This window comes from Anabaena sp. FACHB-83, assembly GCF_014697485.1.
In the GTDB taxonomy this organism is placed as follows: Bacteria; Cyanobacteriota; Cyanobacteriia; order Cyanobacteriales; family Nostocaceae; genus Nostoc_B.
On record NZ_JACJRY010000030.1, the window covers coordinates 1 to 24,692 of the forward strand.

The window sequence follows — 24,692 nt, forward strand, 5'->3', positions numbered from 1 at the left end:
GGTCAAAAATTTTGAAAGAACTTTGGAGAATGCGACGACTAAAATTCATCTCTGTTTTGTCAGACTTATGCTCAAACGGTTAGCTACTTCATAGATCCCAAATGGGTTCTATAGGACTCATATTTGATTTATGAAAAAAATCAGTACACCCAGGTCAGGCTTTTTTCCTACTCCCTACTCCCCATTCCCTACTCCCTGCCTATCGCGCTTGCGCTGCGCTTCTCTGCGAGACGCTTTGCGAACGCGCACCACAAAACTAGATTCAGAAATCAAATCGGACTCCTATAGGTGAATGGTTGTTTGCCATTACATTCAAATATCATACTGATACATTAATTTACATAAAATGAGTCTAAAAATATTAGACAGTGTAGATTCTTCAGTAGTTAGAGAATTGCGAGCAGAAATCTTATCAAAACGTAATCAAGGAAATGTTTTGTTTGAAATTAAACAAATAACCTCTAATCTTCTGCTTGACGAGGCTGAAAATTTAACAGAAATTCTTGATTTGTTTGTTAGACAAATAGGTTATGTTGGTATTGGCGATCGCTGGCAAGAAATTACGCAAACAGCAGCCAACAAAATTATAGTATTTGTCCTGACTCAAGATTTAGCCTATTCCTCAAAAATTATGCAGGTAGAAGAGGCAGAAAGAATCTCTCATCAAGTATTTGATTTATTTCAACCTCACTGTAAATTTTTTACTAACGCAGAATTTGTTAATAACTATTCTGCCATGATTGCTTGGGATTCTCTGACACCAGCAACCTTTGACACAGGAGTAATTTTTGTAACTCAAACACAGATGGGAATACTCTGGGTAAATGATGAAGATTGATTACTGAATTAGAGAATAAGTTACTAACTTAAACTTTAACTGAGATTTAATCGAGATTTAATAAAAAGACGGGATAATTGATAGCCGCGTCGCTAACTGTAATGTGTTTTTTCAAATTCATCTACTGTATTTTACATGATGATTTTGTTATCTGAAAAGTAACGGAAATTATCGTCTTTTCTAGTTCGCTATCACCCACTAATTAAATCAATTAAGTATGTCTAAGTTAGCTTTTCCCTTACAGATATCAGTTGGAACATTTATCCTATTTACTGTTTGTGTAAGTAGTGCCAATAGTGCCACAATTACGGAAGATTTTGAAATTGGTACAAAAGGCAGTTATGCAGCAGCAAATGTTGTGCTGAGAACAGGTACATGGAATTTTAATGATGCTCTACTGGGGAATCTTAGCACTGATGTCAAAAATGGTACTCAATCTGCCCGTATCCGCAATAGTGGTATTCTCTCCATGAGATTTGACCGGACTACAGGTGCAGGTTCGATCACTGTCAAACACGCTAAATTTGGTAATGATGGTAATTCTAGCTGGGGCGTTTGGTGTTCAACTAACAGTGGCGCTTCTTACTCACCAGTAGGTGCAATTGTTAATACCAATTCTACAACCTTGCAAACAGCGACTATTACCGCCAATATTCCTGGTACAGTTCGCTGTGACATTCGCAAAACTGATGGAACTGCAAACAGAACCAATATTGATGACATCGTAATTACTGATTACGGTTCTACTTCTTCTCTACCCCCAGGTTCTGTACCTTTCTTTGATAACGTCAACAACTCTGTGTCTGGGTTGGCTTATGGTAGTCCGGCTGATGTCACGCCTCCCGCCCCATCTCTCAATAGCTTTGACACAGCAGTAGTGAATCTTTGCGGCGCTCCAGGTACAGTTGTGAGTCGCACTGGTTTCCAAACATTGATGAATAATAACCCCACTGTATTGGCAAATATTCAGAATTATGTGGGAGGATATCTCAAACCAGGTCGGACTTCCACAGTTGATTTCTTGAACGATTTAACCGATGTGTGGTTTAATGTCGCAGGTTTTGACCATGTATTCTGCGGTGAACCAGTACAAGGGGGTGCTATTGGTGGATTGCATTTTGTTGGTCGTTATTTACAGTTGCAAAATCAAGGTTTAGCTGGACGACTGAACAATAATACATCTAACGAAGAAGTCGTGCCGAACACAATCTACACTATAGGTGCGATCATGAGAGTAGGTAGTGGGACTTCTCAATCTAGCATTAAAGGTTATCCTTATACTTTGAATGCCGAGGAAATTTTGTCTAACGCATCTTTGGGTTACAAAAATAACCCCAACACTACCAGCACTAACCAAACCTGTCTTCTCAGTGTGACTGATGAAGGTAGAACTTTTAAAGCTGTATTTGTCAGAAGATCAGGTGGTATTCGGACTTTTTATCCTGATGCTACCCCTAGCGGCGCTAACTGTAATTGAGTAATTAAACTCATAAATTCAGACAAAAATCTACAGTGTAGAGGTGTAAGTAAGAAAAGCCCTTACACCTTGATTACTATTCATCTCTTCTCAAAACATAATTTTTTGTATCTGTGCTATTTACTTTTTTCATCATTTTTTATGGAAGAATGGATGATAGTATTTTTGCTAACTACATAAACAAATATCCAAGTTGTACTATTGGTTACAAATGACAGTGGCTGAAGAAGCTGTGTCATATCTCAGTCTAGGAAACTCTAGATTGAGCAAAGTTCTAGAATACTAAGCTTTTGTATGTCTACATCTGCAATCACTGTCACAGTAAAATTATTTGCTGCTTATCAAGAAGCTTTTGGGTTGTCAGAATTGGTGCTGGAACTTCCTGAAGGTACACCAGTGCAAGCCGTGTGCGATCGCCTGATTGCAGAACGTCCAGAACTCGCTAAATGGCGCGATATCACCCGCTTTGGTATCAATTTGATTTTTGTTGAACCAGAGACATTACTCCACAATGGTGATGAAGTGGTACTAATTCCGCCTGTGAGTGGCGGGTAGTATGCTCTAAAACAGATGTCATTCTGATTTGAGAATTTGGGTACTTAATCGCTGATGGGCGTTAAAATGTCCTTTGTCATTGGTCATTTGTTTTCAGTTAATGACCAATGACTTATAAATAATGACCAAGGACAATCACTAATACCTGTGGCGCAAGTAATTGTAGAAAACGTTTATAAAAGTTTCCCTCCGCGTAAAGGCGACAGCAGTACAACCCCAGAACGTGTGGAGAATATTAATGTTTTGCGGCGAATTAACCTGACAATAGCCGATGGTGAATTTATGGTGCTGGTGGGGCCTTCTGGCTGTGGTAAAAGCACTCTGCTGCGGTTAATTGCAGGCTTAGAAACCCTGACTGGTGGCAATATTTTAGTAGGCGATCGCTTGGTGAATGATTTACCACCCAAAGAACGAGACATTGCAATGGTGTTTCAAAATTACGCCCTCTATCCCCACATGACGGTGTATGACAACATTGCTTTTGGGTTACGCCGCAGAGAATTAAGTAGTGGGGTAAATCAACGCTCCCAACTTCCTAACTGGGCGGAAAATCTTTTGGTTGGAGGAACAAGGAAATTACCCAAAGGATTGCGTTATGTCTCCGCAAAAGAAAGATTAATTGAGACACAGGTGCATTCTGTGGCGCAATTATTACAAATTGAAATGCTGCTAAATCGCTTACCCAAACAATTATCAGGGGGACAAAGACAAAGGGTAGCATTAGGAAGAGCGATCGCGCGTAATCCCCAAGTATTTTTAATGGATGAACCATTATCTAATTTAGATGCCAAATTAAGGGCAGAAACTCGCGCTCAAATTGTAAAATTGCAACGACAATTAGGCACAACTACAATTTACGTTACCCACGACCAAACAGAAGCAATGACAATGGGCGATCGCATCGCCATCATGAATCAAGGTCAAATTCAACAACTTGCTTCCCCATTAGAACTATATAACCGTCCTGCTAACCGCTTCGTCGCTGAATTTATTGGTTCACCACCGATGAATTTTATCCCGGTAGAATTTTCTGCACCATTATTAATTAACCATCCCCTCTTTCGTTTCACCCTTCCCGAAAGTTGGGGAAAAGCCCTACAAAAATATGATAAACAAACCTTAATTTTAGGTATTCGTCCCGAACATCTGAACCTGAGTTTACCTGCTACTAAAAATTTGCCTGTCAAAGTAGATTTGGTAGAAAATCTCGGCAATGATGCGTTCTTGAGTGTCAGACTAACTGAACCAGACTCTCCAATAGACCCTAATGCGCCTTACTTGCAAGTCAGAGTTCCCACAGACCGACAGCTAAAGATTGGCGAACAATTATGGTTATCAATCAATCCCGAAAAAATTCACTTTTTCGACCCAGAAACAGAACTAGCCATCTTCCCTGCAAATGACTTTTAATATTAATCCAGCTATTCTATTTAATTTGTGAAAATCGCATTTGCTTATACCATTTCACTTTAAAAATGATACGGATATGCAAGTAGCGCCTCGACTTCTCCTGACGGAGACGCTGCGCGAACGCTCGGCGACCAGAAGCAGAGTTGCAGAGGAAGCGATTTCTATCAGTAATTTCGTGAAATGGTATTAGATACCCGACTTATTAAAGAAGTCGGGTATCTTGATTTCTAAACAAGAGACATCTTTAACTGATGAAACTTTCTAGAAAGTAAAGGTGGTTCTCAAAGTACCGATGATTGCATCATCAGCATTAGCAGTTTGACCAGGATTGGTTAACCAAATTACACCAGGGGTAATGGAAATGTTGTCGCTGACGCGGTATTTATAAAAGCCTTCGATGTGGAAAGGATTGCTGTTAGTGTTACTACCAAGATAGGGTTGAGCGCCGCCAAAAATGCCTAAAACGTTGCCTTTTTTACCGAAATCAGGCAAAGCTACCCCTAGTCCATAACTCCAAACTTCGCCATCATCATTAGCGCCAAAGCCTCTAACTTGGCTATAGAGGGCAAAACCACTAATGGATAGTTTATCGCTAGGTCTGAAAGCTGCTTCAAAACCATAGGAGTTACTGACGTAGGGATTACCACTATCGACAAAGTTAGCTTGTCGAGTACCAACAACACCAGTGGTTACTGAACCAAAATCGAATAAGGCGCTACCTGCACCATGATACCCGTTAACGTAGGTGGCAGCTAAGGTAAGGCGATCGCCAACATTCAAGTTTAATTGTGCTAAAGCTGCATAGTTACCAGCAAATAAACCGGAACCAGAATTGGGGTTATTTCCTTCGGAAGCTAAGTAACCCAAGGTTAATGAAGGTTTAAAAGTACCGCCACCACCAAAGGCTAAGTTCAGCGCCGCACCTGCACCGCCACCGATACGATAAATTGGACTTTCGCCAGCAAAGGTAGATAAAGCACCATTACCACCGTCAAAATCTTCAAAGTAGGGGTTGACGGTAGGAACGTAATCGCTATGAATACCGCCAGTAGCTGCAACATAAACTTGTGAGTTACCAACAGGGAAGTAATATGCTAACCAATCGATAAACGCACTATTGCCACTACCAAGGAACACATTAAATGTTTGCGTTCCTTCAAAAGTATTGTTTGCTAAAGGTAAAACACTGGCGTTACCAGTGGCAATCCGAGTATGTAGGATATCTTTACCTGTGAAGCTGGTTTGGAAGTCGAGACGCACCCTATCTTGAAAGACGGTGTTGTTGTTGTCGTTGTCGCCAAAGCTATCGGTGACAGCAAAAACAGCTTCACCCACGAGTTTGGTAGTGGTGGAAAATTGATTCGCTTCTAACTCGGCGGTGCGTGCTTCTAGTGCGTCTACTCTACCGCGTAAGGTTGCTAGTTCTGCGGAAAATTCTTCTTGCAAACGCTGAAGTGTGGCTAAGTCTTCTTTTGTTACTAAGTCGGCGGTTGCTGTTGCAATCAGTTCATTAACTCTATCTAAACAAGCGTTTAAACCTGCGGCAAATTCATAACGTGTCAAAGCACGATTACCGCGATAAGTACCGTTAGGATAACCTGCAATACATCCGTAGCGTTCAACTAAAGATTGCAATGCTTGAAATGCCCAATCTGTGGGCTGTACATCGGAAAATTGCGAAACTGAGGTGACTTGAGATAGGGAAGTTTGGTTTTCACCTTCTTGGCTGTATTGGTTGACTTGTTCTAAAACTGGACTGGCTTCAGTTGTGGCTTGAGAAATCAACTGCTGTTGAGGTGTGGGTAAGTTGGTTTCAATTTCAGCCGCTACTACCTTGGATGAACATAAAATAGCTACGCCTAAACAGACTGGAGATAATACCAGTGTTTTCCACAATAAATGAGACATGTTATTTTTTCCTCACACTGTTTTGTTAGAATGACGCGATCGCCGTCTTCTAAATGTATCCCATAATACTTTATTTTCTCTTTTGCTGATTTAGCTGCTATTGTGCCGAAACTTCTTTATTTTTTTATATTTCTCCGTGTAAACTCTTGATTTAACGGTTTTATCTCAATTATCTCAGCATCAAAAGTATCTTGATTTTTTAAGTAAAAACAAACTTGTTAATTTCCATACAGCTTGTATTACATCCGTGAGAGGTTAAGAGAATTGCACATTTGTCAAGAGGTTGAGGAAAAGGAGATAAATCCTGCTTGTATACTGGTTGGTGTTTTGAGAGTTTGGGTTGTGGATGCACTGATATAAACCGATCTACAGTAAATTCAAATTGTTAACTACCATTATGAAGCGATCGCCCTGACGGGGAGACGAAATAATTTAAAACATAGCCTCGATAAGCTTAATAGCCCTTAAACCTTTTACACGCCACGTTAAAACTGATAAAACCACGAGTCTTTGTGACCTTCACACCTTAAATAAAAAACGATACGCCCGATTCCTATATTGTTTTGGACTGATTATTGGTTGTTTACTGGTGTCTACGTTTGGAGTAATAATTTATCGATTGACCTAGAAGAATTTTACTTCATATACCAACATTCTGAATCCTGACTTCTGGCTCCGGAATTCTGACATTTTTAAGAACAATAAAAGAATCATTCTCATAAACTTTCGTCAAGATAATTTTCTTGTCAGGCAAAATATAAGGCGATTGAAAATCAAAGATTGAATTAGCAGTATCTTTTGGAGTTAAGTACTTTCGCAGACGGTTAATTGTCCCAGCACCATTGACTATCTCTTGATTTTTATATTTTTGCTTGAGCTTTTCATACAAACTATTACTGGCTATGACAAAATATCCAGGATGTTTAGCATGAATATAAGCGTGTACAATAGCCACTTGTCCTTCTGGTGTATTTTCCGGCGCAGGGATATCAAATTTTTCACTTAACAAAGATGTCACTTCTGGATCAATCTCTCGCGGAAACACAGTCCATCTCAAGGAAAATTGAGTTGCAACCGTCTTAATTTTCGGATCTAATAAATAAGCAGCTAAACTATATTCTTCCCATCTTAAAAAATCAAATGCTATGCGAGTGTTTGATACTTGATGTTCAGATATAAAATGAACCACATCCTTGACATCAGATGGCATTTTCTGGATTTTCACACTTGCACTTGCATAAGAAAATCCAGATGAAAGAGAGAACACTGTTGCTAATGTCAGACTTACAATCACTAACTGTTTCCCTAATTTTCTATTTCTTATTGAAGAAATAATATAATTAGTCCGCGCAATAATTAGGGCAAGCATAACAATCATAAAAATATTAGCCCAAAACATAAATCTTGGTTGATAAGTCAGCCCACCTCTAATTATGAGAATAACTGGGAATGCTAGTGAAAATAAAAACAAAATAGTCCAAATAGCAATAGCATCATTAACTAGCCAATTTCGGAATCGACGTAGAGTATATATCAAATTAGGCTGAATATTTCTGGGAGCAGTAATGATTGTATTATTCGCCTTAGCTCCCTGACTGAACTGAAAATAAACTAGAGGGATAATCCATATTAACGACAGAAAAACCAGCTTTTTATTATATCTCAACAATACCAGCAGCATTTTTTGTGCTTGTCTTAACCTTTCTAATGGCGGTTCTCCCCAGATGTCCCTATCATAAATTTTGTTACCTTGGATCAAAAAATTAGCCCCTAATATTTGAGCTAATGCTACTGCTATTGTGATACTTACTAGCAATAGTGCTGGCTTCCAGCGTTTATGTGCGATCAGAAAAGCTCCAGCAATCAAAGAAAAAAATAAACTTTCTGTCCGACAAAAATAAGCTAAAACAAAGCAGAATATTGCAATTACATAACTGATTTTTTTATTTGATTCCAGATAATTCAATACACTGTAGATAGCTATTGCAACAAAGAAAAAGCTATATCCTTCCGACATTGGAGTATGTGCCAAATCCAATAGTAAAGGCGTGCATAAGCACATTAAACAAGCTAAAACACCAGTGCTATCATTAGTTTGTAGAGCAACAGCACGACTAATAAAAAAGAAACCTATTAAAACAAGAGTAACACTAGTCAACTCAATGGCTTTAATACCTAAACTAATATCAGACACTCCCAGAAACAGCACCAAGCGCAGAATAAAAGACTGTATAATAAAAGGAATAGGCGGCCAAATTGCTACCCAAGAACTTAGCTCTAAAGCTTTGCTTGGTTCTTGAGCATATTGCATAGCAATTAAGAAACGCGCTCCTTTATCTACAAAGCTTCCTAAATATAATTTTTCGGTGAAAATTGAATAGCTGTAAATAGCAAAAACCACCAACAAAATTAAAATTGTGATGTAATAAGGCCAAGCTTTTAGGAACTTTGTATAATAGTTCTGTTGAAATCTCAGCATTAATTTAAATTTTGTTATGCTAGTTTGTAACTGTCAGATTGATAGAATTGGGATACCCTAGTCAATCTATCGTTAGACAGATAAAGTATTGTACAAAGTTATCAGTCAACAGTATTATTACTAATATCAGTTTTGTGGCTTTAGATCAAATTTGAATAAAAATTGTTAATTTTGATATTGAATATCAAAAATCAAGACACAGCAGATAACAGTTACTAATCTAATCAGAACAAATTTGATAGTTAGTCATAGCGTATTTTGGGTAAATGAGATACAAGCTTAAAACCCAAAATCATGCAGAGAGGTTGTATGTATAGGACTTATATTTGATTTGGGAAAAAATCAGTACACCTAGAGCAGGCTTCTTTCCTACTCCCTGCCTATCGCGCTGGCGCTGCGCTTCTGTGCGAGACGCTTTGCGAACGCGCACCACACAACTAGATTCAGGAATCAAACCGTATTCCTATATTCACAATAAAAAAGATACTTTTAAAGTAAAGTATCTTCAAAGCTAATCACTGAGTATCAGAGCAATAATAAAGGATTTAAAAAGAGAGACTTTGTAGCTAAATGTTTAGCAAACTATGTTTTTATTTTAACAAGTAATATTTTAACCTTAGAGAAAGTTATCAATTCTTTACATTTAAACGAAGTATGTAAAAGAGTTTAAAGTGTTTTGCTGTCTTCAAAATTTGCCAATGTCCTGAGCAACTTGGCTACTGTTATAAATAGAAGTCAGAATTCAGAATCGGTGAATACTCCACCCATAAAGGGATGGAGTTTAAATGAAGAAGAAAGTTTGATTTTGATTTCGCTGACGTGGGAAGAGGTTTTTGGTATGAGCATTGAGCGAAGTCGAAATGCGTCTTCTAAATAATTGTCTCCACTTACTTAATTACTGGGTGGCTCATACCAAACTTCAAGTTTGTTAAGCTTTTCTCCAATAATGTTTCTATACAACTCTAGTGAACGGTAAATTTGATCTGCACTAGGTTTTCCATGAGCGAACATTGCACAGTAAAAGTTTTGAATTTCTTGGTGAGTAATTTCACCATCTTGTACATACTGTTCAATCATGGTTTTCAATTTTTCTAGTTCCCGCACTTCTTCTGGTGTCGGTTCCTGAGATAATGGTTGTTCAACTTTCATAGCATCTTTCCATAAGCCTGAGATTTTTGTCGAACTGTTCTAGAAAACTTGTATTTGGCTTGGTTATGGATATTACGTAATAAAATTGAGGATTTTGTGAGGAAAGGCACATCAATCAGTACAAAAGTACCTAAGCTAAACGTCATACTTACGTTTAGCTTGAGACTAAAAAAACTTATTTGCGGCTCAGGCTTATATTGGTAACTGGATGATAAACTCGGTTCCCTCACCAGGTTGAGAATTTACCTGAATACTTCCACCGTGTTTTTCTATGATAATTTGACGAGCGATCGCTAATCCCAAACCTGTTCCTTTACCTACTGGTTTAGTAGTAAATAAATGATCAAAAATCTTCTGTTTAACTTCAGGAGGTATCCCTATCCCATTATCTTGAATGGAAATTAACACCCTATCATGCTCTTCATTGAGTTTGGTAGTGAGTGTAATCCGGTTGGGATGAGCTTTAATCTCATCCATCTTACGTCCCACATTTGATTCTTCCAACGCATCGATAGCATTAGCTATCAAATTCATAAACACTTGGCTAAGTTGTCCAGGAAAACAGCGCACTGATGGTAAGTCATCATAATTTTTGACAACTTCAATTGCTGGACGAGCTTGAGAAGCTTTCAAACGATGCTTGAGAATTAAAACTGTACTGTCAATAATTTCGTGAACATGACAAATGCTAGGTTTTTGAGTATCGCCTCTAGAGAAGGTACGCAAACTTAAGCTGACATCATAAATACGGTTGACTCCCTCTTGCATAGAAGCAATTAGTTTCGGTAAGTCTTCCCGCACATATTCCATATCAACATCTCGGCGAGTTTTAGTAATTTCTGATACTGGTTGAGGATAGTGTTTTTCATACAAGTCTATTACCTTGAATAAGTCTTGTATGTACTCATTCGCAGGTTTTAGGTTGCCTATAATAAATCCAATGGGGTTATTAATTTCATGAGCTATACCGGAAACTAAATTACCCAAAGTAGACATTTTTTCACTTTGGACTAATTGCAATTGCATTTCCTTGAGATCAGACAGCGAAGACTCTAATTGTTTAGCATAGTTTTGAGCTTGCTGATATAGTCGAGAATTTTCTAAAGAAATTGCTGCTTGAGAGGTAATTAAATTTAATACTTTGATATTTTCTTTGGTAAATGCACTAGCAATCAGTCGATTCTCTAAGTACAAGATGCCAATAAATTTACCCTGATAGAAGATAGGGTTACACAATATCGAAATTGGTTTATGCTTTTGAACATAAGCATTGCCTTGATAATTAGCCTCAGAAATAGCATCATTAATGACTAAAACTTCTTGAGTCCTAGCAACGTACTCAACTATAGAACCTGGGATATCTTCACTTGCTTTTAATGGAGTCGATTGCAAAATAATTGCGTTACTATCAATATCGTTGATTGCTTCTATGAATAACTCATTATCTTTCAGTAAAATCAGACAACCCTTTTGAGCCGCAGCATTTTCTAAAATTATTTGTAAAAGCTTTTCCAGAAGTTTATCAAGCACTATTTCGCCACTAATTGCCTGTGAAGCTTTCAGGATTGTTGCTAAATCTAAAACACCATCGTTATTACTTGTTGTGCCTGTATAATTAATTTTTGTTGTAGCAATGGTGCGGGTAACATCTATCTCTAATTGTTTAGAATTTACACTACGAATAATTAGATGATTATACTTTTCATCCAATAATTGAACTTTTGCTAAAGCGCCCCAATGAATATAAGCATAATAAGCTTCTGTCATATACATTTTGGCAATTTTTTCTTTACCAAACTCTATATAACATTTGGCAGCAAGTTCGTTTGCTAAAGCTTCTTCCGAAATATAATCATTATTTTTAGCTCCTGCAATAGCACGATCATACAAGTCTATTGCTAGTTGAAATTGACCCAAAACTCTGGCTCTTTCAGCTTCTACTAAATCATATTTATGCTGAAAGTTACATGGTGCTTGTGTCGCCCATTTTTTCATTTGCTTTTGATTAGCAGCTACTTGCTTTAAATATTGCTGCTTTTGTGCAGGTTCAGCTTGATTACAAAGTGCTGTCAAAGCTAAAGAGTAATAAAAGTTATTGGCAACATAAATTAGCAAACCCACATTATCTGCATGAGTTTTTTCTGCTAATACAGCATTTTCTACTGCTAGTTGATATTCGTTAAATAAATAACAAACTATAGTTTTACAGCCATAATAAAAACCTTTAAAAGAATAATTCTTTAATAACTCCGATGCCATCGTAATTTCATCAAAAGCCTCACCAATTAACACGGCTTTGTGCGATGACTTAGAGCGTAAATTTAAAGCTGCTTGTCTAAAAAGGCTGGTAGCTGCTGCTAGAGATTCCAGCTTTAATTTCTGCATTAAATCAACGTAGCCAGATATTTTATGTTCTACCGATTCTAAATTTTCTCCCGACAGTAAAGCATGATATCCCGCAATTACAGCACAATAACCAGCATTTTCGATATTACCTAGTTCTAGTCCACTCTGCATCCCTTCTATAAGTGGTGGTATTGTTTCTTTAAGGGGCTGTTTATAAAAGCTAATTGTACCATTATGTACAAAGTAAACTGTAGCTTTAATTGAGTTAGCCGTCGTATTTTCTAGTAATTTAACTGCCAGCTTACCTAATTTATATCCTGTTTCAAATTGGTTAAATTTATCAGTTAAAACAGTACCATAAGCTGCATAACCATAAGCCGAAACAGGTGATTTGCCGTATTTAATCGATAATCTCACCATTGCCAAAACAGATAACAGAAATAGAAAAGAACCTGCTTGACTAGCAGCCGGTACAATTTGCAATAGTATTTGCATAGCTGCTAGTTTATAAGGATCAGACATATCTGATAATAAGGCTAACTTTTCTATTGGTTTCCCTATCAATGCGATTTTGGTTTCAGCTAAGGCTGATAAAACATGTATTTGTGTAGGTTTATTTGGTAAATTTACGCCTAATTCTTTGAGAGATTTTACCCCGATTTCGAGAACTTCTGGCATCTGATTTTGTGCCATACAAATTAACATTTTTACTTCATATAATTTCACTTTATCCAGAATATTAATAGCTCGACTTATAGCAATATTTCCTAAATAATTAGATTGTTCAAAATTCCCATTTAAATATTCTAACTCTGTGGTTTCCGTATATAAATTTAACGTGAGTTCATAGCTGGTTCGCCAACTATCTGCTGTCAAAAGTTTTAAACCTATGTTTAAATATCTTGCAGCAGCCTCATAGGCTGTAGCAGCTTTAGCTTTTTTGCCTGCAATCAGATTTAGATTTGCTAGTTGATATTTTTCAGATTCTTCAGTTAATAAATCCCAACCAACATTTAGTTGATTAACAATATCTAAAATATTTTCTGAAATTAATTCCGCAGGTGTCTGTTCTAGTAATAAACGACCTATTTGTAAGTGTGTTTCTTGTTTTTGACTTTCAGGAATTAATGAATAAGCAGCCTGTTGTATACGGTCATGTAAGAATTTATAAGCAATCTGCTTAGAATCAAAAGTTAGTTTTGCAGATTCTTCCTGTTCAAATACTAAGGGGATGCGATAAGCATCACTTAAAGGTAAAATTAATCCACATTGTAATGCAGAGTATAAATCATTTGCAGTACTTGCTGGAGATTTACCGCTAACAATAGAAAGAATATCCAGTGAGAATCTATTACCAATACAAGCAGCTAGTTTCAATATTTCTTGGGTGGCGATCGGCAGGTTTTTAATTCTATTGGCAATTAATTCTACGATACGCTGATCAATAATTCCAATGCTTTGGATTTTCTCTATATCCCACTGCCACGAACCAAGATGAAAGTCAAATTCAAATAGTTTCTCTTGATGTAATACTAGTAATAATTGTGTTAAAAAAAATGGATTACCTGCCGTTTTATTGTACAGTAAATCTACTAGTACTTTGATTTTTACTGAATTATTATGTAGTGTATCGGCAATTAATTGATGATAGTTGTCAACTGATAAAGCTTGTAACACAATGTTGTTGACAATGTTGTGTTTTTTGCTAATTTCTTCGATTGTTTGAATTAAAGGATGTGTAATGCTAACTTCATTATTGCGATAAGCCCCAATTAACAGTAAATATTTGGTTTTTGGGTCGTTAATTAACAATTCTATCAACTTGAGAGTAGCAGAATCAGCCCATTGCAAGTCATCTAAAAAGATGACTAAAGGGTTATCTTTTGTAGCAAAGACGCGGATAAAATCTGTAAAAACACGATTGAAGCGGTTTTGTGACTCTGCTGCATTTAGTGGTGCTACATCTGGTTGTTTGCCTATTACTAATTCCACTTCGGGAATGACATCAATAATAACTTTGCCATAGGACTTCACCGCAGCTAATATTTTACGCCGCCATGTTTCAAACTTTTGGTCATCTTCTGTCAGCAATTGCCGCATTAACGAACTAAAAGCCTGAATCAATGAAGCGTAGGGAACATTACGTTGAAACTGGTCAAACTTACCACTAATAAAAAAGCCTTTAGCACGAGTGATGGGTTTATTGACTTCATTGACTACTGAAGATTTCCCAATTCCTGAATAACCAGAAACTAATACCAATTCCCGTTTGCCTTGACTAACACGCTCAAAAGCATCTAAAAGTGAATTAACTTGAGATTCTCTACCATATAGCTTTTGAGGAATTAGTAACTGACTTAAAACATCTAGGCGACCAGGTGTAAAATCTATAATTTTACTAGTTGTTTCTAATTTTTCCCGACAAATTTCTAAATCTGCTAACAATCCTTTAGCTGTTTGGTAGCGGTCTTCAGCATTTTTTGCCATCAATTTATTAACTAGAGCAGAGATGGCGCTAGGAATTTCAGGGTTTAATTTTTCAATGCCTGTAGGTTCTTTAGCAATATGAGAGTAAACCAATTCTAGAGGATCATCACTTTGAAAAGGTAATTGGTCGGTCAGTATTTCATAAAAAGTCACTCCCAGAGAGTAAAAATCGCTGCGATAGTCCAGGCTACGGTTCATTCTCCCAGTTTGTTCGGGAGACATATAAACTAAAGTACCTTCTAGTTGATTGGGGTTAGCTAGTTGGGTGGTTTCTTTATCTAAACGTGATGCAATACTAAAATCAGTGAGTTTGACAATTCTAGTTTCGGGATTAATGATGATGTTGGCAGGTTTAATATCTTTATGAATAATATTACAACTATGTACAGATACTAGAGCTTTAGCTAATTGAATTGCAATGCTCATAAAACTCTTTAAGTCTTGTTTGCTGTGACTTAGCAGTTGTTTTAATGAGTAGCCATTGATATCTTCAAATACGATCGCCAGTCTATTTTTATGAGTTTCTAGCCTTAAGGTTTTAATTACACCTGCTAAATCTAGGTTAGCGGTAACTTTATATTCATGTCTCAAACGAGCGATCGCATCTATGGAAGGATAATCGGCTTTCAGTATTTTCAGAATAATCGGTTGTTGGTCATATACTGATCTAGCACGATAAATAATGGTATCATCTCCTTCATGGAGCATTTCGTTTAAGTCATACCCTGATATTGAATCCACTGCTAACATAATTATTACCTTTGTGAATAAACACAAAATATTTAAAAGGTTAACTATCTTTTCCTGAGTTACAAATTAAGAATTGTGGTACTCTATTCAGCCTATGATTTTGTAGAAGTATAAGACTCAGATTCCCAATTTTGCTTTAAAATTGGGAATCTAGTTAACTACTAATAATTGAGGGCGGCTGGATTTTGGAGCTGTCTACTTAAGAAATGTCTATCAAAGTTGGGTAAGTATTGTCTAATCAGATTTTTGTCTATTGCTGGACATTCAATATTAGTACCCTCGATAGCTTGAAGAACATTTTCTGTCAGGAAGTTGGGAGTGCGATGGTGTACCTCCAAAATAGTGCTACGGTCTTGATATACTTTCTCTTGGAAGAATGAAATTAATGGATGTAAAGGATTCGTAGTTGGTAGAGTAGATAGTGCATTCAACCAATTTTTTGGCGAAATCTTTTGTAGAGGATAGCCCAACTCCTCAATGTATTCAAATATTTCTAAATGACTTAATTCCTTTTCTTGAGGGACAAGGATATTGTACTGACCACCAGTATATTTTGTATCCAGTGAAAGATGAGCGATCGCTTCAGCCACATAGTCTACAGGTGTCGGAACCCAACGTTTTTCAGGAAACTCTGGATACATACCCATCTGAATACAACCACTCACAAAGCGGTAAAACATATCATTCAGGTTAGCGATTTTGGTTTGTCTGTGTCCAGAAATAAAACCAGGGCGGTAAATCGAAACTGCTAATCCTTGTTCTTTGGCTGAGTGTAGCATTCTTTCTGCAACCCACTTTGAGCGTACATATCCATACTCTACAGACATAATTCCTTCACATAGGTCAATGTCAAGGTCTTCTACGACATCATTTATACCTAGTAATGAAGTGATTGAGCCATAAACAGCCAAAGTAGATAAGTAATGCAGAGTTTTATGCCGACGATGCGCTGCTAACGCCAGGATATTTGCAGTTCCATCAACATTGGGCTTTTTGATCAATGAGTAAGGTTTGATGTAATTAGTATCAGCAGCTACATGGTAAATTTGATCAACTTCGTCACCCAGTTGGTCAAATAATTGTGTTGATAGTTGCAACTGTGGTTGTTCGAGATCGCCATTAAGAACATTTACCTGCTCAAGTTTCGCCGTTGGTAACTGATATTGTATGAAAGTGGTACGTAGCCTTTCAATCGCAATGGCTTGGCTTTCTGCTCTAATCAAGCAATAGATTTTTCTATAGCTACCTCTTCTCAACAGTTCATCCAGCAAGTGTGCGCCCAGAAAACCTGTTGCACCTGTAATCAATGCACAGTCATATTTAGCTTGTGGTGGTTGTTGCCAAATCGATGTATTCAAATTTGGTGAAAGTACAGCTTCTGCCTTTAAATCAATGTGTCTATCATGAGTGACGCTTTCACTTTTGAGTTTAAATTGCTCTAATAATCTTGCTACATCCGATGGTGTGGGATATTCATAAATTAAGCGAGAAGGAATAGTCACACCAAAATCCCGTTCCAGCCCATATAAAACATGCGCTATGCACAGGGAACTACCACCCATCTCAAAGAAATTAGAGTGAGGCTTGCAAGTTCCAGTCGGTAACTCTAAAGCTTCGTCAAACACTACTGCAATTTTGATGGAGTTGTCCATCGTATCGGTAACAAAAGATGGTGTTTGAGGCAATTCTGGTAAAGAATTTCGGTCTACTTTGCTGCGATTAGGTAGCAAAGGTAATTCATCCATAAATACAAAACGTGTAGGCACCATATAATCTGGTAGTTGCTCGGCTGCAAAGCGTTGTAAGTGCTTTTCTGTCAAAAACTGCCCAGCTTTCGGCACGACGTATGCAACCAGCATTGATATACCGTAATTTTCTGCTACATCACTACTTTCTATACGTGTAGTTTTAATTGCCTTAACTGCATTCGTCTGTACTCCTGGATGTTGAGCAAGTATCATTTCAATGGCTTCTATTTCTATGCGCTTGCCCCGAATTTTTACCTGATGATCAGACCTACCTGCATAGTGTATTAATCCAGGATGATCGGCATCTTCATAAACAACATCGCCCGTTTTATAAATTTTGCCCACACCAAACGGGTTATCCAGAAAACGAGAACTGGTAATTTCAGGTTTGTCGAGATAGCCTTTGGCTACTCCCATCCCGCCTACATATAGCTCACCTTTTTCACCAGGCCGACAAAGTTGAAGTTCTTCATCAAGAACATATAGCTCTACATTTGGCAGTGCATAACCAATAGGTAGATTAATATCCTGTGGCTGAAACTCGTACATTGTACAGCAAACAGTAATTTCTGTTGGCCCGTAAGCATTGAAAAAGCGAGTTTGGGGTGATATCCAAGCTTGAGCAAGCGAGACAGGACAAACTTCACCACCTACCACAACCATACGTAAATCAGTTAAGTGATTGCGGAAAGGTGTGAGTGTTGCAAGTACAGAAGGAGATAACATCACCCAATGCACCTGATGTTTTGTGATGAAGTTTGCCAAGAGTTGTCCAGGAAGCATTTGCTCTCTTGCACCTAATACCAAAGTTGCTCCACCACATAATGCTGTGAAGATTTCCCAAACTGCGGCATCAAAACTGATAGAAGCAAACTGAAGCAAGCGCAAGCCCGGTGTGATATTAAAAGTGCTACAACTAGCTTCTGCAAGATTGAGCAAACCTTGATGGGTCAACATTACGCCTTTAGGTATACCAGTGGAGCCAGATGTATAAATTATATATGCCAATTGCTCAGACTCTACGGGGTCTAACGCAAAGGACGTGGTTAAAGGTTGCCAGACAGTAGGAGTGTCTAAAAAACACATTTTTCCATCCAAACCACTCTGCCGCATAGCTGGCTCAAGGTCAAAAGCAAACTTTTGCTGTGTCAAAATTGTAGTTAATTTAGCATCAGCAATCATATAGCTGAGTCGCTGACGAGGTAAATCAGGATCAAGCGGTACAAACGCTGCACCTGCTTTTAAAATGGCACAGATTGCAACAATCATTTCAAAAGAAGGTTCAATACAAAGTCCAACTAAACTGTTAGGTTGTAGCCAACCTTGGGCTGTTAAGTATTGAGATAACTGTTCTGTCCGTCGCTGCAACTCACCATAACTAAACTGCTGATCTTCTACAATGACAGCCAATTCATCTTGATATTGCTGAAAAACCAAATCGATTAAAGAAACAACAGTTTTAGGAGTAGAAAATTTTTGAGTATTCATTATATTTACAGATTCGTTTTTGGTCAGAAAATGCGAGATTAAATATGGGTAGATGACATTGATAAAACTAAAAATCAAGGTATTTACTGGGATGGTGGAAAATTCGACATATTAGGATATCTGTTTTTTCAGTTGTTCCTTTGAGATGTTAGAGCAGTACAAGATTGAGTATGAGCATAAATTATGTATTAACTAACTACATACTTAAAGGTACAAGGAACAAATGAATCTCATTAGATATCAAGGTATTGTTATTCAAAATTTATTTACTAACAAGCAGTCATCTTCAAAAGAGATAGGTTTGATAATTGATAGCAAATTTGTAGTAACCCAGACTCATTCTCAAATGAATAACTCTAGATGTTAGATATTCATTCAGCAATTTAATGTAAGGTTTTTTGAATCTAGCTGGTGAGATGCTCATCTAAAGTTCCGGGAATAAGAATATGAAGCTAGAAATTTATCTTGACATAGCTGGTATTAAATATCCAGATAGTAATTCAAATCTTTAACTTTATAAAGCAACTATTTTAAATACTTATGCAAAGATATTTAAGTAGTTGATAAATAATTACTTTGATATCTATTGCTTGCTAAATAAAGGTTTGAATCAATCTTTAATGAGTAATTTATTTTGTCTAAACAATTTATCAGCAAACAAATATTGTAATTTTAAATTCTTAAGTATTTGTACTTGAGTATGTTAAAAATTTAACTATTTTACTGGTAAGTGTTAAAAATTTAACTTTTTAATGATGTGAATTACGTACCAGGGTTATCTGTAAATAAGGGGTATAAGGGTTTTAAACACCTACACATGCCACTTGGCTGAAGTAGGGAAACCATAGGCTGGGCTTTTTCCTAAAGCTATATGGCATTTATGCAACACCCCACTAACTGGCTTAGACTTGTTTGCTGAGTGTAGTCATCAATTTTAGTAGGTGTAACTGGGAATACTTAATTGAGGAGAGATTGTGAATGTCAAGAATGAGGAGAAAATTGTGAATCTACCAGTTACAGGTAACCTTTATGCTTGCTGATTGGGTTGTTAAAGGTTTAGCAAATGGAACATTAGAACGAGTTGGCGGTGTAATTCGAGAAGTCGGAACTAAACAGGTTGTTACTTGGTTAAGAGAGATAACTGGACAACCTGCTCAAGTTAATAAGTCTGATAATTTGCTCAATCTGATTTTTTCAGGAGCTAATCTTGTTACTACAGGGGTTAATAAGGCGAATTAAAGCCTAACTTACGCATTAAACTGATTTTAAATTTCTATAAGTTTAGCCTAACCTTTGTTGGGTTATGCTTCGCTTCACCCAACCTACCAATCTCAACTTAATCCCGGTAAGAATGAGGATGCAAATTCAGGTTGGTTGTTTTCTAACCATTTCAGAATTTGATTTAGGGAGTTAGTTAAATTAGACATTCTTTACACCTTTGACCGAAATAAAAAGCAAAAAGGCGAACTTTTGTTCGCCTGATATAGCAATCTTTTCTGATACTATTTCACCTTAAACATGATACATATATCCAACCATCGCCTCGATTTTGCTCGGCGACCGGAAGCAGAAGTACAGATAAAGTGATTTGTATCAGTAATTCCGTTAATTGGTATGAGTTGTGAAAAAATATTCTTTTTAACGAACCGCAAAGGACTCATAGACGCGATAGCGGCTTCCCGCAGGGTAGGACACAAAGAAAGAGAACAAAGAGAAGAAAAAGAAGTTCACAAATGATTTAGGATTGCTATGGTTTATTGATTAAATTGCCACACACAACTTAAATCTTGGCTTCTTCTCTGACTAACTTATCCCAACCCAAGTCTTTCAAATTATTATTGCGACGCAGTGGGCGAGTGACTAACTCTAAGATGTCACGGGCATTGCTAAAACCATGAATTTGAGCAAAGGTAAACTCTACTGACCACTTGGTATTAATGCCGCGTGCTTCTAATGGGTTAGCGTGAGCCATTCCAGTAATTACTAAGTCGGGTTTTAACTCATAAATGCGCTGCACTTGGTTGTAATTATCTGGTTTTTCGACAATCTTGGGTAAAGGTACACCCATTTCTTGACAAGCTTGCTCTAACATTGCCAATTCTGCTGCTTGGTAACGCTTATCCATGTAAGGAATGCCAACTTCATGGACTGTCATTCCACAACGTACCAAGAACCGCGCTAAGGAGACTTCTAGCAGGTTATCACCCATGAAGAATACAGACTTGCCACGAATTAGTTTTACGTAGTCTTCTAAGCCTGCCCAGATTTGTGCTTCTCGTTCTTCTAGTCCTTTGGGTGTAATGCCAAACACTGAGCAAATTTTCTCTATCCAGGCGCGAGTTCCATCAGGGCCGATGGGGAAGGGTGCGCCAATTAATTTGCATTTGCGGCGACGCATTAAGGTGGTAGCTGTGCGGCTGAGGAAGGGGTTAACACCTGCAACGTAATATCCTTCTTCTAGCACGGGTAGTTCTGTGAAGCGTTTAGCTGGTAGCCAGCCAGAAACTTTGATGCCTTGTTTCTTTAATTCTAGGGTTAACTGGGTAACAACTGGATCAGGGAGGGAGCCGAAAAGAACTAGAGGTGGATGATCTACGTATTCTGATTCTTCTTGAACTACATCTTCTTTTTTCTTACCAAAGTTGAGCAGTTTTTGAATGGCGTTGCGCTCGTTTTTCTCATTTTCGGTTATGGGCGCTTGGGTAGGACAGCGATGTGCCATTGCGGCTAAAACAGTGTCTTCACCTTGGGTAAAAGCGTAATCTAAACCGTTGGCACGGGCGACAACAATGGGAATGCCTATTTCGCTTTCTAACTTGGGTGCTAAACCTTCCAAGTCCATTTTGATAATTTCTGTGGTGCAAGTGCCAATCCAGACAATTACACTGGGGTTGCGATCGCGTTTTATTTGCTCACACAACCGCTTTAATTCTTCATAGTCATTTAACTGTGCTGAAATATCACCTTCTTCTAACTCTGCCATTGCATAACGGGGTTCAGCAAAAATCATCACCCCCATTGCATTTTGGAGAAAATAGCCACAGGTTTTTGTCCCAATCACCAAGAAGAAGCTATCTTCAATCTTTTGGTACAACCACGCCACGCAGCTAATCGGACAGAAGGTGTGGTAATTCCCAGTTTCGCACTCAAAGTTTAAAGCTTCTGGTTGTTGCGCGACAGTCATTTTGGTTTTCTCCCCTTGTAATTTAAAGGCAGATGAATGTAGGGTCAGCAATAGGAAGAGTTGGGGAGTGAATAAGTAGTGAGAGGATGATCATACCCTACTCTCTACTGCTTACTCCCTACTCCCTACTCTGTACAGCACAGTGAGCAATCCCTAAATTCAACTGAAACAGTAACTATTAACTGTTGGGGAAGAGACGGGCAATTTCTGAGTCATCAAAAACACCAGTTGGTAATTCTTCCCCTAGAAAATCATTATTTTCTTCACCCTTTTGCAATCCGGTTTCATCACCCCAAACATCAGACAAAACATCATTAAAAGCGTTTTCATCTGGTGGGTTTAAGTCGCCGAGAATTTCTTCATCTAGTTTGGTTGCTGATGTGGTGTCACTTTTAAAGGAAACATCGCCAAAATCATCAGTCTCAAGTGCGTTCGTCGAAGACGTTGCCAAAGGCATCGCAGCTTGAGGCTCATGTTTGCCGTTCTGTTCATTAGACAAGGAAACATCATTTAATTCTTGGTTGGGTTCCTTATCCTTTAATTCACTAGCATCTAAACCAAAACCGTTGAGATGAGAAATTGCTAAGGTTTCATCATCAACATTGTCATCTGGCAGCACAATTGTTGACTCTTCTTGGTTTGTCTCTGGTTCAACTGGAGGATTACTCAAGCGATTACCAAGGACAATGTCTGGGTCAAAATGCAGTTCCAACACTTCAATTAAGGTGTCAGCATCAGCATTCAATTTGGAAAAGGGCATCATCAACTGCGCTAGTTTTGGTTCTAGCGCGTTCACAACTCCCAGGATGAGGTAAGAAGGTGGTCGCTTGCCGCCATCGGGGGTATACACTGACTCGACTTCCATGTGCAAGGTAATCCAGTCACGGTTAACCTGGAAGAACTGCAACCACTTTTGTCTAATTGAATCTGTAAAGCTACTAAAGAAAGCCATATTTGTCCCTCATCCTGAGAACTTGGTGATTTATACAATCATCAAGTCTAATTCCTCTTCTGAATTAGGAACCTGTGGTTTACGCGGATTTAGATAAAAATCAGACAACAAAGAGAACAATTCGCGATCGGGAGCGTCGTTCGGTACTACTCCCTCTGGTCTTGCCAAAATTTGGTCAGCAATGTTGAGGTAATAGTCGCAAACGTAGTTCAGGGAAGGATCTGACTCTGCCATTTCAAATAATGTCTTACCTTTGACGCGAGAAACGCGGATATCTTCAATTAAAGGTAAAACCTCTAGAACAGGCATGGGGACTGATTCTACATATTTATTAATCAAGTCACGCTTTGATGTCCGATTGCCAATTAAACCAGCTAAACGCAATGGGTGAGTCCGGGCTTTTTCTCTGACGGAAGCGGCAATTCGATTTGCTGCAAATAAAGCATCAAAGCCATTATCAGTAACGATCATGCAGTAATCTGCATAGTTTAAAGGAGCCGCAAAGCCACCACAAACTACATCACCCAGCACATCAAATAAAATTACATCGTATTCATCAAAGGCGTTGAGTTCTTTCAGTAATTTTACGGTCTCCCCAACTACGTAGCCACCACACCCTGCACCCGCAGGAGGGCCGCCAGCTTCTACGCAGTCAACACCGCCATAGCCTTTGTAAATGACATCTTCTGGCCAAACATCTTCGTAGTGATAATCTTTGGACTGGAGAGTGTCGATAATTGTCGGAATCAAAAATCCAGTCAGGGTAAAGGTGCTGTCGTGTTTCGGGTCGCAACCAATTTGCAGCACTTTTTTGCCCCGTTTGGCTAAAGCGACAGATATGTTACAGCTAGTTGTTGACTTGCCAATACCGCCTTTTCCGTAGACTGCTAGTTTCACTGTTATTTGCCTCTTATAGTTTTTTGTCAAACTTTTGGCTCAAACATTGGCCTTCACCTAGCCGCCGATGGCAATGTGTGAGGTAGTTGAGTGTCATTATTGACGAAATTGCATAGAAAATAAAGGGGGCATAAATCTAAAAAATGAAGCAAAAAGGTTTATTGGCTAATAATAATTTAATTTTGATTTTAAAATCTATAAAAAATCTTTATTAATTCTAAAAAATTGTTTTTTAAATATTTTATTTATTTATTTATATAAAAATAGTTACAATAGACAAAAATATTCAAACTCCCTTGGCATAAGGTTTTTATTGAATCTTCTCCTTTTAATGCCTAATCGATATGGGCGTAGGGTTGGCAGTGGAGAGGAAAATCCCTAACCCAATGTGATGAGTAGCAATACGAGTTTTTTAGAGCGCAAATTAGCCTTGTTTAGCCACTCAGTAGACTATCTCAAGGCTAATTTTTAACGCTCGGTACTGCATTTGTGAAAAATTATAAAATTAAGGCTTTTGACTAAAAATTTTGGTAATTTGAGTACTTATACTCAGTCAATAATGCTAAAATCTGACCCTTCACCCCTCAATAAACTTAGAACCGCTATAAATTGCTTCCATTTCTTGTAATGATTGCCAGCCAGCCAGCCACTGAGAACGGTCTTGTAAGAGTTTGGCGTTAATCCAGAAACGAACATTAGGGTCACAGGATGCAACCATTTCCGCATAAACCCACTTACCTTGATTTTTGCGGTTAGCGACTTGAAAGTGTCTCCAACCGTCTACTTTTTTCTGTGCTGTCCACTTAGAGCCTACCAAGTAGGGAAATTTTTGCTTTTTGCTCATTGGTCAATGGTCAAGGGTCAATAGTTAAAATTATGCTGTATTTCCTTCTCTATAAAATTCAGGATTTACCCACAAAGTTGGTCTGTGAAGATTGGGTATGAGGGTTGTGAATAATTACACTGTTCGGCTGACGCTCACGACGAAACTCCTCAGCCTTCTCAAAACCCTTGGTTTTTGATC

The 24,692-nt window shown here is 38.0% G+C and carries 14 protein-coding genes; 5 read left to right on the forward strand and 9 right to left on the reverse strand.

Annotation, left to right across the window (positions count from 1 at the left end; all coding sequences use genetic code 11):
• Positions 1 to 346 precede the first annotated feature (346 nt).
• From H6G79_RS25780 to H6G79_RS25795, 4 genes are all read left to right on the forward strand, one after another.
• A complete protein-coding gene (locus H6G79_RS25780; RefSeq protein ID WP_190591513.1) occupies positions 347 to 838 on the forward strand; it encodes a hypothetical protein in 492 nt (163 codons plus the stop codon).
• A gap of 217 nt (positions 839 to 1,055) precedes the next feature.
• The gene (locus H6G79_RS25785) at positions 1,056 to 2,315 is read left to right on the forward strand and encodes an EndoU domain-containing protein (protein WP_190591514.1); all 1,260 of its coding nucleotides are present in this window, start codon (positions 1,056 to 1,058) and stop codon (positions 2,313 to 2,315) included.
• A gap of 294 nt (positions 2,316 to 2,609) precedes the next feature.
• Positions 2,610 to 2,870, forward strand: a complete 261-nt coding sequence (locus H6G79_RS25790; protein WP_190591515.1) for a MoaD/ThiS family protein — start codon at positions 2,610 to 2,612, stop codon at positions 2,868 to 2,870.
• 147 nt (positions 2,871 to 3,017) lie between these two features.
• Positions 3,018 to 4,280 carry an ATP-binding cassette domain-containing protein gene (locus H6G79_RS25795; RefSeq protein WP_190591516.1) on the forward strand — a complete coding sequence of 421 codons (1,263 nt, stop codon included), beginning with the start codon at positions 3,018 to 3,020 and terminating at the stop codon, positions 4,278 to 4,280.
• Positions 4,281 to 4,541: 261 nt separating this feature from the next.
• On the opposite strand, the gene H6G79_RS25800 is transcribed toward H6G79_RS25795, so the two are convergent.
• The 5 genes from H6G79_RS25800 to H6G79_RS25820 all read right to left on the reverse strand — a co-directional run bounded on the left by H6G79_RS25800 (position 4,542) and on the right by H6G79_RS25820 (position 18,635).
• Positions 4,542 to 6,188, reverse strand: a complete 1,647-nt coding sequence (locus H6G79_RS25800) for an iron uptake porin (protein ID WP_190591517.1) — start codon at positions 6,186 to 6,188, stop codon at positions 4,542 to 4,544.
• A 640-nt stretch (positions 6,189 to 6,828) separates the two neighbouring features.
• Complete coding sequence (locus H6G79_RS25805; RefSeq protein ID WP_313934325.1) at positions 6,829 to 8,589, reverse strand: glycosyltransferase family 39 protein; 1,761 nt, start codon at positions 8,587 to 8,589, stop codon at positions 6,829 to 6,831.
• 969 nt (positions 8,590 to 9,558) lie between these two features.
• On the reverse strand, positions 9,559 to 9,816 hold the full coding sequence (locus H6G79_RS25810; protein WP_190591519.1) for a hypothetical protein: 258 nt from the start codon (positions 9,814 to 9,816) through the stop codon (positions 9,559 to 9,561).
• Between the two features lie 192 nt (positions 9,817 to 10,008).
• Complete coding sequence (locus H6G79_RS25815) at positions 10,009 to 15,399, reverse strand: ATP-binding sensor histidine kinase (protein ID WP_190591520.1); 5,391 nt, start codon at positions 15,397 to 15,399, stop codon at positions 10,009 to 10,011.
• Between the two features lie 161 nt (positions 15,400 to 15,560).
• Positions 15,561 to 18,635, reverse strand: coding sequence for an amino acid adenylation domain-containing protein (locus tag H6G79_RS25820; RefSeq protein WP_190591521.1), 3,075 nt, complete (start codon positions 18,633 to 18,635; stop codon positions 15,561 to 15,563).
• Between the two features lie 1,029 nt (positions 18,636 to 19,664).
• Here H6G79_RS25820 and H6G79_RS25825 point away from each other — a divergent pair.
• Positions 19,665 to 19,874, forward strand: a complete 210-nt coding sequence (locus tag H6G79_RS25825; RefSeq protein WP_190591522.1) for a hypothetical protein — start codon at positions 19,665 to 19,667, stop codon at positions 19,872 to 19,874.
• Between the two features lie 541 nt (positions 19,875 to 20,415).
• Here H6G79_RS25825 and H6G79_RS25830 read toward each other — a convergent pair.
• The 4 genes from H6G79_RS25830 to H6G79_RS25845 form a co-directional block, all read right to left on the reverse strand.
• Entirely contained in the window at positions 20,416 to 21,819 is a 1,404-nt protein-coding gene (locus tag H6G79_RS25830; protein WP_190591523.1) for a ferredoxin:protochlorophyllide reductase (ATP-dependent) subunit N, read from the reverse strand.
• Between the two features lie 178 nt (positions 21,820 to 21,997).
• Complete coding sequence (locus H6G79_RS25835; protein WP_190591524.1) at positions 21,998 to 22,771, reverse strand: DUF5331 domain-containing protein; 774 nt, start codon at positions 22,769 to 22,771, stop codon at positions 21,998 to 22,000.
• Positions 22,772 to 22,801: 30 nt separating this feature from the next.
• Positions 22,802 to 23,668, reverse strand: coding sequence for a ferredoxin:protochlorophyllide reductase (ATP-dependent) iron-sulfur ATP-binding protein (gene bchL, locus H6G79_RS25840; RefSeq protein WP_062295146.1), 867 nt, complete (start codon positions 23,666 to 23,668; stop codon positions 22,802 to 22,804).
• A 577-nt stretch (positions 23,669 to 24,245) separates the two neighbouring features.
• Positions 24,246 to 24,512 carry a TIGR02450 family Trp-rich protein gene (locus H6G79_RS25845; protein ID WP_190591525.1) on the reverse strand — a complete coding sequence of 89 codons (267 nt, stop codon included), beginning with the start codon at positions 24,510 to 24,512 and terminating at the stop codon, positions 24,246 to 24,248.
• Between the last annotated feature and the right edge of the window lie 180 nt (positions 24,513 to 24,692).